At 60.3% G+C, this 14491-nt stretch carries 11 protein-coding genes; 10 read left to right on the top strand and 1 reads right to left on the bottom strand.

The features are described 5' to 3' along the window. Positions 1 to 114: 114 nt before the first annotated feature. Positions 115 to 984, top strand: coding sequence for a hypothetical protein (locus ACYVGC_RS13290; RefSeq protein WP_460584319.1), 870 nt, complete (start codon positions 115 to 117; stop codon positions 982 to 984). Between the two features lie 117 nt (positions 985 to 1101). Here ACYVGC_RS13290 and ACYVGC_RS13285 read toward each other — a convergent pair whose 3' ends face one another. Then, positions 1102 to 2601, bottom strand: coding sequence for a hypothetical protein (locus tag ACYVGC_RS13285; RefSeq protein WP_460584318.1), 1500 nt, complete (start codon positions 2599 to 2601; stop codon positions 1102 to 1104). Between the two features lie 213 nt (positions 2602 to 2814). Here ACYVGC_RS13285 and ACYVGC_RS13280 point away from each other — a divergent pair, with 213 nt between their 5' ends. The 9 genes from ACYVGC_RS13280 to ilvA all read left to right on the top strand — a co-directional run bounded on the left by ACYVGC_RS13280 (position 2815) and on the right by ilvA (position 14426). Continuing rightward, positions 2815 to 3981: a 2-isopropylmalate synthase gene (locus ACYVGC_RS13280; protein ID WP_460584317.1), complete on the top strand. Its 1167-nt coding sequence runs from the start codon at positions 2815 to 2817 to the stop codon at positions 3979 to 3981. Positions 3982 to 4313: 332 nt separating this feature from the next. Then, the gene (gene leuC / locus ACYVGC_RS13275; protein ID WP_460584316.1) at positions 4314 to 5705 is read left to right on the top strand and encodes a 3-isopropylmalate dehydratase large subunit; all 1392 of its coding nucleotides are present in this window, start codon (positions 4314 to 4316) and stop codon (positions 5703 to 5705) included. Continuing rightward, positions 5705 to 6301, top strand: a complete 597-nt coding sequence (gene leuD / locus ACYVGC_RS13270) for a 3-isopropylmalate dehydratase small subunit (protein ID WP_460584315.1) — start codon at positions 5705 to 5707, stop codon at positions 6299 to 6301. The genes leuC and leuD overlap by 1 nt, the downstream gene beginning before the upstream one ends. After that, positions 6289 to 7410 carry a 3-isopropylmalate dehydrogenase gene (leuB, locus tag ACYVGC_RS13265; protein ID WP_460584314.1) on the top strand — a complete coding sequence of 374 codons (1122 nt, stop codon included), beginning with the start codon at positions 6289 to 6291 and terminating at the stop codon, positions 7408 to 7410. The genes leuD and leuB overlap by 13 nt, the downstream gene beginning before the upstream one ends. A 263-nt stretch (positions 7411 to 7673) precedes the next feature. Next, positions 7674 to 9392 (top strand): dihydroxy-acid dehydratase, encoded by a 1719-nt coding sequence (gene ilvD, locus ACYVGC_RS13260; protein ID WP_460584313.1) that lies wholly within the window; start codon positions 7674 to 7676, stop codon positions 9390 to 9392. Further along, complete coding sequence (ilvB, locus tag ACYVGC_RS13255) at positions 9358 to 11103, top strand: thiamine pyrophosphate-binding protein (protein WP_460584312.1); 1746 nt, start codon at positions 9358 to 9360, stop codon at positions 11101 to 11103. Before ilvD ends, ilvB begins: the two co-directional genes overlap by 35 nt. 144 nt (positions 11104 to 11247) lie before the next feature. Continuing rightward, complete coding sequence (ilvN, locus tag ACYVGC_RS13250) at positions 11248 to 11853, top strand: acetolactate synthase small subunit (RefSeq protein WP_460584311.1); 606 nt, start codon at positions 11248 to 11250, stop codon at positions 11851 to 11853. A 95-nt stretch (positions 11854 to 11948) separates the two neighbouring features. Then, on the top strand, positions 11949 to 13010 hold the full coding sequence (gene ilvC, locus ACYVGC_RS13245) for a ketol-acid reductoisomerase (RefSeq protein ID WP_460584310.1): 1062 nt from the start codon (positions 11949 to 11951) through the stop codon (positions 13008 to 13010). A gap of 141 nt (positions 13011 to 13151) precedes the next feature. Beyond that, on the top strand, positions 13152 to 14426 hold the full coding sequence (gene ilvA, locus ACYVGC_RS13240; RefSeq protein ID WP_460584309.1) for a threonine ammonia-lyase: 1275 nt from the start codon (positions 13152 to 13154) through the stop codon (positions 14424 to 14426). Positions 14427 to 14491 lie beyond the last annotated feature (65 nt).

The raw sequence follows: 14491 nt of genomic DNA, 5'->3' as shown, positions 1-14491 counted from the left end.
CTCAACGCCTTTTAGTGCAAACAAACGCTATAAAAATCCCTCAACTCATTCGTATTGAAGATATTCTGCATGCGTCGCAACTGGATTCGGCTGGGTTTGGGATTCTTCTTACTTATGGTAGTTGGTGTTGTGGGCATAACCGCCGTGCAACTAATCAGCTGGCAACATTTTATGGAGGTACCCGCCCCCGGCCCCATAGCGGCCTACCAAGGCGGCACGCAGCTGGTGGTGCTGGGTACCACGCACGCGCCGCACGCCAACCTGAACCCGGACAGCCTGTACGCAGCCCTGAAAATTCTGAAGCCGGATGTTCTTCTTTTTGAGAGTGATAGCGCATACCTACCGCAGCTGCGCCGCCTGCCCGGCTTGCAGCAGGCGCTGCAAGTGGCCCTGGGCGGCTCGGCCCCCGAAAACGAAGGCCAGGCGATGCGAAAATATGTGCGCTGGCACCCGGCTACGGTATGGCAACCCTTTGAGTGGAACCGCCGCAATGCCTACCACCGGCAATACGGCATCCTGACTAAGCCTGATGAGGTTATGCAGCGGCTACGTCAATTACACGCTGCGCAGCAGTTGGTCCCCTGGCAGCTTCGCGTACTAAATGCATACGACAGCTTGAGTACCCGTCTAGACACGCTGGCTCAGCTACCGCTCGATTCCCTCAATACCACCGCTGCTGACTCGCTGGCAGCTCGGCGACAGCACACTCAATACCAGTTACTTGGCAAAATAGTGGCGACTCACCCCGCGCTCTCGGATTTTCGGGCTTTTTACCAAATAAATGAAGCCTATTGGGGTATTCGCAACCGGGCAATGGCGCGCAATATTGCTGCCTGGTTGGTTCGCTACCCTCACAAGCGGCTAGTGGTACTCACAGGTTTCAACCATCGCTACTACCTCTTGCGTGAGCTGCGGCCTAAGCAGCAGGTCCTGCACTTCACGCTGGTAGAATACGCTGCTTTAAAGCATCCGCCAGCTCATTAACTAATTCATTTTTAACATTTTCAGCTTCGTTATTGACCTTGGTTCAAGAGGCGGCACCGCGCCACTTGGCCCTTACGCAAGCTGCTCGCTGCGCTCACTCGCAAGCTGAAGCTTACGCTACTTCATGGTCAGAAATTTCTGCTGCATCACGTCCTGCACCGAGCGGCCCGAAATCTTGCTTTCGAGCCACGAGATAATGTCGAAGTAGAGGAAGGGCCGGCGCTCAAAGGGCTGCACGGCAATCTCTTCCAGCTTGGCTTTCAGGCTGATGAACTCCTGGCGGAGCTGGCTGGGCTCGATGTGGCCCACCCGGCGCAGAAACCGGAACACCGCCACCTGCATGGGCTGCTGGTCGTTCATCTTGCCCAAAAACTGGTACACCGAGCGCACCTGGTACTCTAGCTCGGCATCCTGGCCGACCTCGAAATGCGCCACCAGGTTGAGGATGCGCGCAAAGCACTGCAAGTCTTCGCGCAGGCTCAATTCCTTGTGGTCAATAATACGGTTTAAGTACTTGATAGCCTGCTGGTACTGGCCGCTGCCGAAGTAGAGACAGGCAATTTTATAGTAGAACACCAGCGTGCGGTGCAGGTCGAGCTGCGCCTTGTACTGGCCCAGCTGCTCCAATAATTCGGGGATGATTTCGACGCCCTCGGTAAAGCGTGCTTCCAGGAAGCAGGCGTTGATGCGGTTGGTCCAGATGTACTGGAAGAGCAGGATTTCGGTGTTGGGCGTGGCGCGGCGCGTTTGGTTGGCTCCGAAGTCTTCGAGCTTGCGCAGCACTTCGCTGAACTTGCTGTAATACTGCATATTAAAGAGCACCGCCAACAGGTTGTGCAGGCCCTTGATATAGAGCATCGTCTGGCTTTCCTGCAAGTCGGGCTGGTTCTCAAACAGCTCCACCCACTTCTGCGCGTAGCGGTAGCACGACCTAAAATCCTGGTTGATAGTATGATACCACACATTTGCCTGGTAAAAGTACAGCTTCTCCCAAAACCCGCTGCCCCGCCCGATGCTAGCCGGCACGTGCGCCCGAAAATACGCCGTAAACTGCTCATGGTCAGCCTGGTTGCGGGCGTGGCCGGCTTGCAGGTACAGCCCATACAGCCGCAGCGAGGCATTGGATAAGGCGTGCTGCTGGCTAAGGTGCGCCGCCGTGGCCGTGGCCTCGGCCGCCAGTGACTCGGCCCTCCCCTGCAAGCTGCGCGTGATGTACTGCGACTCGATAAGCTTCTCAAAATCAATGGCTAGCAACGCCACGTGCGGCAGCTCGGCCTGCTGGGCGGTTAGCTTCACCTTGGCCAGCATGCGCAGGGCTTGCTGGTAGAAGCCCTTGTTGTAGAGCACGCGGGCGTAGTCGAGCTGTTCGTGCAGCTGAATATCCAGGTTTTGGCCGGCGTGGTAGAGGCGCAGGCTGGCCAGCAGCTGCTTGTACAAGTTGGCCTTGAGATTAGCGAGCTGGGCGCGCTTGAGAGTGGGCACCTGCGTGAGCACGCGCTCCTCGTCGGGCTGCTCCTGCGCGTCGAACGCGTCGAAGAGTTGCAGGAATTTCAGGCCTTCGGTGGAGCCCTGGCGGTTGGTAAATAGGCGAAAATGACGCTTTTCGGACTGCGTCAATGATTTTAAGAGCTGAAAAACGGGGTCGCTGAGCTTGCTAGGCATTGTATAATACGGAACCGTAAATAATTAATTAACAATTGCTTAACTCAAAAAACAGTAAACCTGGAAATCATAAAAACCACCAAAAAATGTTTTTAATCCTTGCCAAAGTACTGGTACTTGCGAACCAGTACTAAAGCTGGCCCCGCACCGACGGGTTTTCTTTTTCCTATGGCGACGCAAAAAATTCAGATTTTCGACACTACCCTCCGCGACGGCGAACAGGTGCCGGGCTGCAAGCTAAACCAGCAGGAGAAGCTAATCATTGCGCGGCAGCTCGAAGCGCTGGGCGTGGACGTGATTGAGGCCGGCTTCCCGGTGTCGAGCCCCGGCGACTTTGCTGCCGTGGCCGCCATCGCCGCCCAAACCAGGGAGGCCACCGTGTGCGGCCTCACCCGCGCCGTCGAAAACGACATTCGGGTGGCCGCCGAGGCCCTGCGCGGGGCGCGCCGGCCGCGCATTCACACCGGCATCGGCACCAGTGATTTGCACGTGCAGCAGAAGCTGCGCACCACCCGCGAGGATGTGGTGCAGCGCGCCATCGCCGCCGTGAAGCTCGCCAAAAGCTTCGTGGAGGACGTGGAGTTTTACGCCGAAGACGCCGGCCGCACTGACAACGAGTTCCTGGCCCGCGTGTGCGAGGCGGCCATCGCGGCCGGGGCCACCGTGCTCAACATCCCCGATACCACCGGCTACTGCCTGCCCCACGAGTACGGCGCCAAGATTAAGTACCTGTACGAGAACGTTAAAGGTATTCACCGCGCCATTCTCTCGACGCACTGCCACAACGACCTGGGCCTGGCCACCGCCAACTCCATCGCGGGCGTCAGCAACGGCGCGCGCCAGATTGAGTGCACCATCAACGGCGTGGGGGAGCGCGCCGGCAACACAGCACTGGAGGAAGTCGTGATGATACTGCGCCAACACGCTGACCTCAACCTCACTACGGGCGTGAACACGCGCCTGCTGGCCGAAACTTCGGCCATGGTATCGCATCTCATGAGCATGCCGGTGCAGGCCAACAAAGCCATTGTGGGGGCCAACGCCTTCGCCCACAGCAGCGGCATCCACCAGGATGGCGTCATCAAGTGCCGCGAAACCTACGAAATCATTGACCCCAAGGAAGTTGGCGTGGCCGATTCGAGCATCGTGCTCACCGCCCGCTCGGGCCGCGCCGCCCTCGCCTACCGCCTCCAAAAGCTGGGCTACGACCTGGAGCGCCCGGCCCTCAACACGGCCTACGCCGGCTTCCTGCAAATGGCCGACCGCCAGCGCGAAGTATTTGATAATGACTTACATATCCTCATCGAACAAGAAAAATTAGTAGTCGTCGGCTAAAGGGCTAAGGAAGCGGGGCGGCAGGCGCTGCCAGTGGGTGGGAGCAGGGAGGTCAGGGGGTCGGGTTAAGCCCCCATAAACGCCATTCTTTCACACTATTAACCCGACCAAAACTTCCCCCTGCTGCTTCACTTCCTTAGCCTTTTGGCTGATTGCTGCTAAAAATTTATTAACTGAAAAAACGAAAAAGAACGTCATGCTGAACGCAGTGAAGCATCTCTACCGCTTCGTTGAACAGTGCAGAGGAAGCGGTAGAGATGCTTCACTGCGTTCAGCATGACGTTCTTTTTCAATTAGTTACGCTACCCGCTATCCTATCCCTACCCTACCCCATGCTTCGCACGTTATTCGATAAAATCTGGGATGCCCATACCGTCCGCTCCGTTGAGGGCCTCGACGTGGTGTACATCGACCGGCACCTGATTCACGAAGTCACTAGCCCCCAGGCGTTTGACGAGATTGCCGCGCGCAACCTGCCGCTGTTTCGCCCCAGCCAGATTCTGGCCACGGCCGACCACAACGTACCCACGCTGCACCAGGACCAGCCCATCCGGGAGCCGCTCTCGCGCTTGCAGGTGGAGAAGCTGACCGAAAACTGCGAGAAATACGGCATCGAATTGTACGGCCTCGGCCACGCGCGCCAGGGCATTGTGCACATCATTGGGCCGGAGCTGGGTTTGACCCAGCCGGGCCTGACGATGGTGTGCGGCGACAGCCACACCTCCACGCACGGCGCGTTCGGCGCGGTGGCCTTCGGCATCGGCACCAGCCAGGTGGCGCAGGTGATGGCCTCGCAGTGCCTGCTGCTGAGCCGGCCTAAGCGCATGCGCATTTCGGTGGAAGGTGAGCTGCGGCCGGGGGTTACGGCTAAGGACTTGATTTTGTATGTTATATCCCAGTTAGGTACGGGCGGTGCTACGGGCCACTTCGTGGAGTACGCGGGCAGCGCGGTGCGTAGCCTCAGCATGGAAGGCCGCATGACCGTCTGCAACATGAGCATCGAGATGGGCGCGCGCGGCGGCCTCATCGCCCCCGATGCTACCACGTTTGCCTACGTCGAGGGCCGGCCCTTTGCGCCGAAAGGCGCGGCTTGGAACGACGCCATGGCCTACTGGCAGACGCTGTATTCGGACGCCGACGCCACGTTCGAAACCGAGTACATCTACCAGGCGGCCGACATCACGCCGATGATTACCTACGGTACCAACCCTGGCATGGGCATTCCGCTCACCGGCCACGTGCCGAGCGAAGTACCCGCCAGCGAAGCCGAAAGCTTCGATAAGTCCTTGAAATACATGGGCTTCGAGCGGGGCGAGTCGCTGCTCGGCAAGCAGATTGACTACGTGTTCATCGGCAGCTGCACTAATGCGCGCATCGAAGACCTGCGCGCCGTGGCCGCCTACGTATCGGGCAAACAGAAGGCTGAGCACGTGGCCGCCTTCATCGTGCCCGGCTCCAAACAAGTTGAGCAGCAAGCCATTGCAGAGGGAATCGACAAAATTTTTGCCGCTGCTGGCTTCGAACTGCGCGAGCCCGGTTGCAGCGCCTGCTTGGCCATGAACGAGGACAAGATTCCGGCCGGCAAGTACTGCGTGGCCACCTCCAACCGCAATTTTGAAGGCCGCCAGGGCCCCGGCTCGCGCACGCTGCTGGCCTCGCCGCTGGTAGCGGCCATCACGGCCGTGCAGGGCCGCATCGTGGACATTACGCAGTATTTGAACTAATGGAAAAATTTCAAACCCTGTACACCAACGGCCGCCCGCTGCCGCTGGAAAACATTGATACCGACCAGATTATCCCGGCCCGGTTTCTGAAGGCGACCACGCGCGAAGGCTTCGGTGAAAACCTGTTTTGCGACTGGCGCTACAACGCCGACGGCTCGCCCAAACCCGAGTTTGTGCTCAACAACCCGCGCTATACCGGCTCCGTACTGGTGGCCGGCAAAAACTTCGGTTGCGGCTCTAGCCGCGAGCACGCCGCCTGGGCACTGTACGATGCTGGTTTTCGGACGGTTATCTCCAGCTACTTCGCCGATATTTTTCGGGGTAATGCGCTGAATACCGGCCTCCTACCCCTGCAAGTGAGCGACGAGGTGCTGGCTCGCCTGCTAGCCGCCATCGAAGCCGACCCGGCGCTGGAATTGGTGGTCGATTTACCGTCCCAGACCCTAGCCGTGCCGGCCTGGGGCGAGACGTTCAGCTTCGCCATCGACGGCTACAAAAAGGAGTGCCTGATTAACGGCTACGACGACATTGACTTTTTAGTGAATCAAAAATCGGCCATTGAGGCCTTCGAAAAACAACGCGCATGGACATGGTAACCAAGAAAATAGCTTTACTGCCTGGTGATGGCATCGGGCCGGAAGTCTGTCGGCAGGCCGTGAAAGTGCTCGACGCCGTAGCCGAGCGCTTCGGCCACCGTTTTGAATTTACCTCGCACCTCGTGGGCGCCTGCGCCATCGACGCCACCGGCAACCCGCTGCCCGACGAAACCCTTGCCGCCTGCCGCGCCGCCGACGCGGTGCTGTTCGGGGCCATCGGCGACCCGAAGTACGACAACGACCCCACCGCTAAGGTGCGCCCCGAGCAGGGCCTGCTGCGCATGCGTAAGGAGTTAGGTTTATTTGCCAACATCCGCCCCGTCACGGCCTACAACGCGCTGCTGAAGCACTCGCCCCTGAAATCGGACCGCATCGAAGGCACCGACATGGTGATTTTTCGGGAGCTGACGGGCGGCATCTATTTCGGGGAGAAGGGTCGCAACGCCGACGGCTCGGCCTACGATAACTGCGTTTATTCGCGCCCCGAGATTGAGCGCATTGCGCACTTGGCGTTTCAGTCGGCCGCTGGCCGCCGCCAGCACCTCACGCTAGTAGATAAAGCTAACGTACTGGAAACCTCGCGCTTGTGGCGCGAAGTGGTGCGCGAAATCGCTTCGCAATACCCAGAAGTAGAGGTTGATTACCTGTTCGTGGACAATGCCGCGATGCAGATTATCACCAACCCCCGGCAGTTCGACGTGGTGCTGACCGAGAACATGTTCGGCGACATTATCTCGGATGAGGCATCGGTTATTGCCGGCTCGATGGGCCTGCTGCCATCTGCATCGGTGGGTGCGGCGGTGGCGGTGTTCGAGCCCATCCACGGCTCCTACCCTCAGGCCAAGGGCAAGGGAATTGCCAACCCGCTGGCCGCCATCCTCTCGGCCGCCATGCTGCTCGACCACCTGGGCCTCACGGCCGAAGCTGATTTAGTGCGCGAAGCAGTGGATGAAGCTCTGACCAACAATATCTTGACGCCGGAGCTGAACCCTACCGCGCCTTATACCACCGAGCAGGTGGGCAGCTACGTGGCGTTTTGGATTGCTGACTCGAACGAGCAGCAGTGGAACGCGCACAACATTGCGGTGGGCGTGAGCACGATTATTTAAACCTTTTATCTGTCATGCTGAGCCTGCGAAGCATCCTATCGCGCCTGAACGAGTCGTGCGAACCTAACAAGATGCTTCGCAGGCTCAGCATGACAGAAGCTTTTAACTACAAAACCATGCGCCTCCTACCCGTCATTTCCGTGGTCATTATTCCTACCCTCGCGGGCTAGCAGGCACATCTTACCCCAAAGAGAACCTTCCTAGCCTGCGGCTCAGGAAGGTTTTTTTAGGGCCAAACTGAATTTCTTTGCCGAATTAACACCATGATACTCAATAAATTCAGCCGCATCTACACCCAAGACGACAGCTTGCCGGCCTCGCAGGCCATGCTCATCGGCGCGGGCCTGTCGGATGCGGATTTGCGCAAGCCGTTCGTGGGTATCTGCTCCACGGGCTTCGAGGGCAACACCTGCAATATGCACCTCAACGGCCTGGCCGACGAGGTGAAGCGCGGCGTGGCTGCTCAGGGCCTGGTGGGGCTGCGCTTCAACACGATTGGCGTGAGCGACGGCATCACCAACGGCAACGCGGGCATGCGCTTCTCGCTGGTATCGAGGGAGATAATTGCCGATTCAATTGAGGCGATGGCGGGCGCGCACTACTACGACGCCCTGGCCACCGTGGTGGGCTGCGATAAGAACATGCCCGGTGCGCTCATCGCCATGGCGCGGCTCAACCGGCCGTCGCTGATGGTGTATGGCGGCACCATCAAGGGCGGCGAGTTCAAGGGCCAACAGCTCAACATTGTGTCGTGCTTTGAGGCTTACGGTAAGAAAGTTAACGGTAATATTTCGGAGGAAGACTACCAGGGTATTATCCACAATGCCTGCCCCGGCCCCGGTGCGTGCGGCGGCATGTACACGGCCAATACCATGGCGGCGGCTATCGAAACGCTGGGTATGAGCGTGCCCGCGTCGTCGTCGCTGCCGGCCGAAAGCGCCGCCAAGGTGCAGGAGTGCCTCGATGCGGGTGCCTACCTGCGCAACCTGCTGGAGCTGGACCTCAAGCCCCGCGATATCCTTACCCGGGCGGCATTTGAGAACGCCATGGTGATGATAACCGTGCTCGGCGGCTCGACCAATGCCGTGCTGCACCTCATCGCCATTGCCCACGCGGCCGGCGTGCACCTGACGATGGAGGATTTCCAGACCGTGAGCAACCGCGTGCCAGTGCTCGCCGACCTCAAGCCCAGCGGCCGGTATTTGATGGAAGACCTGTCGAAAATCGGCGGCGTGCCTGCCGTGCAGCGTACGCTGCTCGACTACGGTATGCTCAACGGCGACCTCATGACCGTGACCGGCCACACGCTAGCTGAGAACCTGGCCGACGTGCAACCCCTTGGCCCTGAGCAGGATTTGCTGCGGCCGCTCAGCAACCCCATCAAGGCCGACGGGCACATTCAGATGCTGTACGGCAACCTCGCCACCAAGGGCAGCGTGGCCAAAATCAGCGGCAAGGAAGGCCTGCGGTTTGAAGGCCCGGCCATCGTGTTCAACTCGGAAGAAGAGCTGAACCAGGGTATTATCGACCATAGAATCGAGGCCGGGCAGGTGGTCGTCATTCGCTACGTGGGGCCCAAGGGCGGGCCGGGCATGCCCGAAATGCTCAAGCCAACCTCGGCCATTATGGGCGCGGGCCTGGGCGACAAAGTGGCGCTGATAACGGACGGCCGCTTTTCGGGCGGCACGCACGGCTTCGTCATTGGCCACGTCTGCCCCGAGGCGTTTGACGGCGGCGGCATCGCGCTGGTGCAGGACGGTGACTGGATAGTGCTGGACGCCAGCGCCAACACCATCGACGTGCAGCTAGATGAGGCCGAGCTAGCCGCCCGCCGCGCCGCCTGGCGGCGGCCCCCGCTACCCGCCAAACAGGGCGTGCTGCTCAAGTACATCCGCACCGTGAGCGACGCCAGCCACGGGTGTATAACTGACTTATTAGAAGAAGATTATGTCCCCGCAGACCTTAGCCCCGCCCGCCGCTAGCCCGGCCGCCGCCCCCGCCACCACGCCCCTCACGGGCGCGGTAGCCACGCTGCAAGCCCTGGTGGCCGAGGGCGTGGACACGATTTTTGGCTACCCCGGCGGGGCCATCATCCCGATTTATGACGCGCTCTACGATTTCAAAGAGCAGCTCAACCACGTGCTGGTGCGCCACGAGCAGGGCGGCATTCACGCGGCGCAGGGCTATGCGCGCAGTTCGGGCCGGGTGGGCGTGGCGCTGGCCACGAGCGGGCCGGGCGCTACCAACCTAGTGACCGGCCTGGCCGATGCGCTGATTGACAGCACGCCGCTGGTCTGCATTACGGGGCAGGTGTTTGCGCATTTGCTGGGTACCGATGCGTTTCAGGAGACGGATATCATCAACATCACGACGCCCGTTACAAAGTGGAACTACCAGGTAACCAGGGCCGAAGAGATACCCGAGGCGCTGGCGAAGGCCTTCTACATTGCGCGCAGCGGCCGGCCGGGCCCCGTGCTGGTGGACATCACCAAGAACGCGCAGATGCAGCTGTTCGACGCGCCGGCCTATGAGCCGTGCACGCACATCCGCAGCTACCGGCCCGCGCCGGTGGTGCGCCAGGAGTACATCGAGCAGGCGGCAGCGCTGATTAACAGCGCCAAGCAGCCGTTTATCCTCTGGGGCCAGGGCGTGGTGCTGGGCAAAGCGGAGCGCGAATTCCAGGAATTTGTGGAGAAAAGCGGTATCCCGGCAGCCTGGACTATTCTGGGCGTGGGGGCCCTGGCCACCGGCCACCCGCTGAACGTGGGCATGCTGGGCATGCACGGCAACTACGGCCCCAACGTGCTCACCAACGAGTGCGACGTGCTGATTGCCATTGGCATGCGCTTCGACGACCGCGTGACCGGCCGCCTCGATAAGTACGCCAAGCAGGCCCAAATCATCCACCTCGACATCGACCCGACGGAGATTGGCAAAAACGTAACCACCGCCGTGCCGGTGTGGGGCGACTGCAAGGAAACCCTGCCCCTGCTCACGGCCCTGGTCGAGCGCCGGGAGCACGCCGCCTGGCTGGCCCGCTTCAACGACCACATGGCGCAGGAAGTGGACGCCGTGATTCGGGAGGAGCTGTTCCCGACCTCGGAGGAATTGACGATGGGCGAAGTGATGCAGCAGCTTAACGAAATAACTGTTGGTGAAGCCGTTATCGTGTCCGACGTGGGGCAGCACCAGATGGTGGCCTGCCGCTACGCGCTCCAAAACCAGTCGCGCAGCCACGTCACGAGCGGCGGGTTGGGCACGATGGGTTTTGCGCTGCCGGCGGCCATCGGGGCCAAGTTTGGCGCGCCCCACCGGCCGGTAGTGGCCGTCATTGGCGACGGTGGCTTCCAGATGACGATTCAGGAGCTGGGCACCATCATGCAGACGGGCGTGGACGTGAAAATCATCATCCTCAATAACCAGTTTTTGGGCATGGTGCGGCAGTGGCAGGAGCTGTTTCACCAGCGCCGCTACTCGTTTGTGGATATTCAAAGCCCTGATTTTGTGGCCGTAGCCGCCGGCTACCGCATTGCCGGCCAGCGCGTGGATACTCGCACCGAGTTGCGCTCAGCGCTGGAGCGGATGCTGGCGCATCCGGGGTCATTTTTGCTGGAAGTGATGGTGACCAAGGAGAATAACATCTTCCCGATGGTGCCGCAGGGGTGCAGCGTGGCGGAAATCCGGCTGCGCTAATTCTCACGCAGCTCACCGCACTTCTGTCATTGCGAGCGCAACGAAGTGGAGCGCGGCAATCGCAACAGCACGACACCCGCACGACCCGTTCTGATGCGATTGCTTCGCAGGCTCGCAATGACAAACGCTTTAAACTTACTGATTATGAGCCCCGAACCCGCCGACCGCCAGGAATACAACATCACCGCGTACACCGAAAACCAGGTGGGCCTGCTCAATCGCATTGCCATCATTTTTTCGCGCCGCAAAATCAACATCGAGAGCCTCAACGTGTCGCCCTCGGAGATTGAGGGCATCCACCGCTTCAACATCGTGATTGTGGAAACGGAGGAGGTGGTGGAGAAGCTAGCCAAGCAAATCGAGAAGCAGGTGGAGGTGCTGAAAGTATACTTCAACACCAACGCTGACGTGATTTGGCAGGAGATGGCGCTGTATAAAGTGCCCACCGACGTGATTGCCGAAAAGGTGCTCGTGGAGCGCTTGCTGCGTGAAAACGGGGCCCGCGCCGTGGTTATCCGCAAGGACTACACGGTGTTTGAAACCACCGGCCACCGCGAGGAAACCGACAATCTCATTAAGGCTTTGCAGCCCTATGGGCTCATCGAGTTTGTGCGCTCGGCGCGTATCGCCATCATTAAGGCCAGCGACGGCTTCCACCACAAGCTCCGGGAATTTGAGCAGCGCGAGCCGAGCGAAGACGTGGCCGAGAACGAGTTTTTGAACGACCGCGAGCAGGTCTTTACGATGTAATGTAGCGCGGACTCTGCGAGTCCGCGCGTTGAACGAAACCCTTTTTTAAACCCCCGCGCGGACTCACAGAGTCCACGCTACAACCAACCCAAAACATGGCAACCATCAACTTCGGCGGCGTACCCGAAACCGTGATTACCCGCGACGAATTTCCGCTCGCCAAGGCCCTCGACTTCCTGAAGGACGACACCATTGCCGTAATCGGCTACGGCGTGCAGGGCCCCGGTCAGGCACTGAACATGCGCGACAACGGCTTCCATGTCATTGTGGGTCAGCGCGAAGGCACGCCTTCGTGGGACCGCGCCCTCAAGGATGGCTGGGTGCCGGGCGAGTCGCTGTTCAGCATCGAGGAAGCTGCCGACAAGGGCACCATCATCTGCAACCTGCTGAGCGATGCGGGCCAGATTGCGCTGTGGCCGACGCTTCAGAAGTACCTCACGCCGGGCAAAACGCTGTACTTCTCGCACGGCTTCGGCATCACGTTTAATGAGCAGACTAACATCATCCCGGCCAAAGATATCGACGTGATTTTGGTGGCTCCCAAGGGCAGCGGCACCAGCCTGCGCCGCTTGTTCGTGGCCGGCGGCGGCTTGAACTCGTCGTTCGCGGTGTTCCAGGACGCCACCGGCAAGGCGTGGGAAAAGGCCATTTCGATGGGCATTGGCGTGGGCTCGGGCTACCTGTTCGAAACCGACTTTAAGAAGGAAGTGTACTCCGACCTCACCGGCGAGCGCGGCGTGCTGATGGGGGCCCTGGCCGGCATCATCGAGGCCCAGTACCAGGTGTTGCGCCAGCGCGGTCACTCGCCCTCCGAGGCCTTCAACGAAACCGTGGAGGAGCTGACCCAGAGCCTCGTGCCCCTGGTGGGCGAAAACGGCATGGACTGGATGTTTGCCAACTGCTCGGTGACGGCCCAGCGCGGCGCGCTCGACTGGAAAGGCAAGTTCCGCGACGCGACCCTGCCCGTGCTCAACGACCTCTACGACAGCGTAGCCAGTGGCGAGGAAGCCCGCCGCACCATCGAGCGCGGCTCGACGCCCAACTACCGCGCCGAGCTGGAAGCGGAGCTGAAGGAAGTGCGCGAGTCGGAGCTGTGGGCCACCGGCGCGCAAGTGCGCGAGCTGCGCTCGCGCAGCACCGCCAGCGTGGAGGCTTAATCGTTAACCCGGAACTGTCATGCTGAGCTTGCGAAGCATCCTATCGCGCCAGAACAAAATCGTTCGACCGCGATAGGATGCTTCGCAAGCTCAGCATGACAGTTTTTTATACAACGCGCCCTTAGGGTGCCCCCTACCCCCATGCCCGACCTGCTAGCCCCGGCGGCCACTGCCGTCACCCTGGAAAACGTGGAGGCCGCCGCGCGCCGCCTCAAAAGCGTGATTACCAAGACGCCCCTGATGCTAAACCTGGGGCTGTCGCGCACCTACGATGCCACAATTTTGCTCAAACGCGAGGACTTGCAGGTGGTGCGCTCCTACAAAATCCGGGGGGCTTACAACAAGATTTCGACGCTGCCGATTACCGTGCCCAGCCGCCAAATCGTGTGCGCCAGCGCCGGCAACCACGCCCAGGGCGTGGCCTACGCCTGCCAATTGCTGGGCTTGCAGGGCGACATTTTCATGCCCGCCCAAACCCCCGCCCAGAAGGTGGACAAGGTGCGCCTCTTCGGCAAAGACATGGTGACGGTGCACCTCACGGGCCGCACCTTCGACGACTGCTACCAGGCGGCGCAGGCGTTTTGCGACGAGCGCGGCAGCACCTTCGTACACCCGTTTGATGATTTGGCGATTGTGGAAGGGCAGGCCACGGTGGGGCTGGAAATCCTGAAAGCAGCTCACCACAAGCCGATTGACTTTTGCTTTATGCCCATTGGCGGCGGCGGGCTGGCTTCGGGCTTATCAAGTGTGTTTCGGCAGTTGAGCCCCGAAACCAAGCTCATTGGCGTGCAGCCGCTGGGCGCCCCGAGTATGCACGACGCCCTCCGCGCCGGGCGGCGGCAGGCGCTGGCCAGCCTCGACACCTTCGTGGATGGCGCGGCCGTGAAGTGTCCCGGCGAGCTGAATTTTGAGATTTGCCAGGCGCTGCTCGACGAGGTACACCTCGTGCCCGAGGGCCAGGTGTGCGAAGACTTGCTGAAGATGTACAACGAGGAAGGCATGGTGCTGGAGCCAGCGGGCACGCTCGCCATCTCGGCCCTGCACGCCTACGCCGACCAGATTCGGGGCAAAACGGTGGTGTGCATCGTGAGCGGCTCCAACAACGACATCACCCGTATGGAGGACATCAAGGAGCGCGCCCAGCGCCACCAGGGCCTCAAGCACTACTTTATGGTGACCTTCAACCAGGCCCCCGGCGCGCTCCGGCGCTTCGTCAACAACGTGCTGACCGAGGGTACCGATATCATTCAATTTCAGTATATTAAGAAAAACAACAAGGAAAAAGGCCCCGTTTTCATCGGCGTCGAGGTCAGCAATCCGCACGACGTGGAAGGCATCAAGAGCCGCATGGCGGAGGAAGGCTTCGGGTTTGAGTACCTCAACGGCCAGCAGGATTTCCTGAGCCTGCTGGTGTAGCGGCGGTGGCGCTGGTTGGTACGAAACGAGCTGATTCTTATCAGTTTGAAAGGTTCTCACGGCAA

The sequence above is a fragment of the Hymenobacter arcticus genome, from assembly GCF_054779975.1.
The sequence above is the reverse complement of the archived record's forward strand: the minus strand, read 5'-3'. Positions and strand labels throughout refer to the sequence as shown.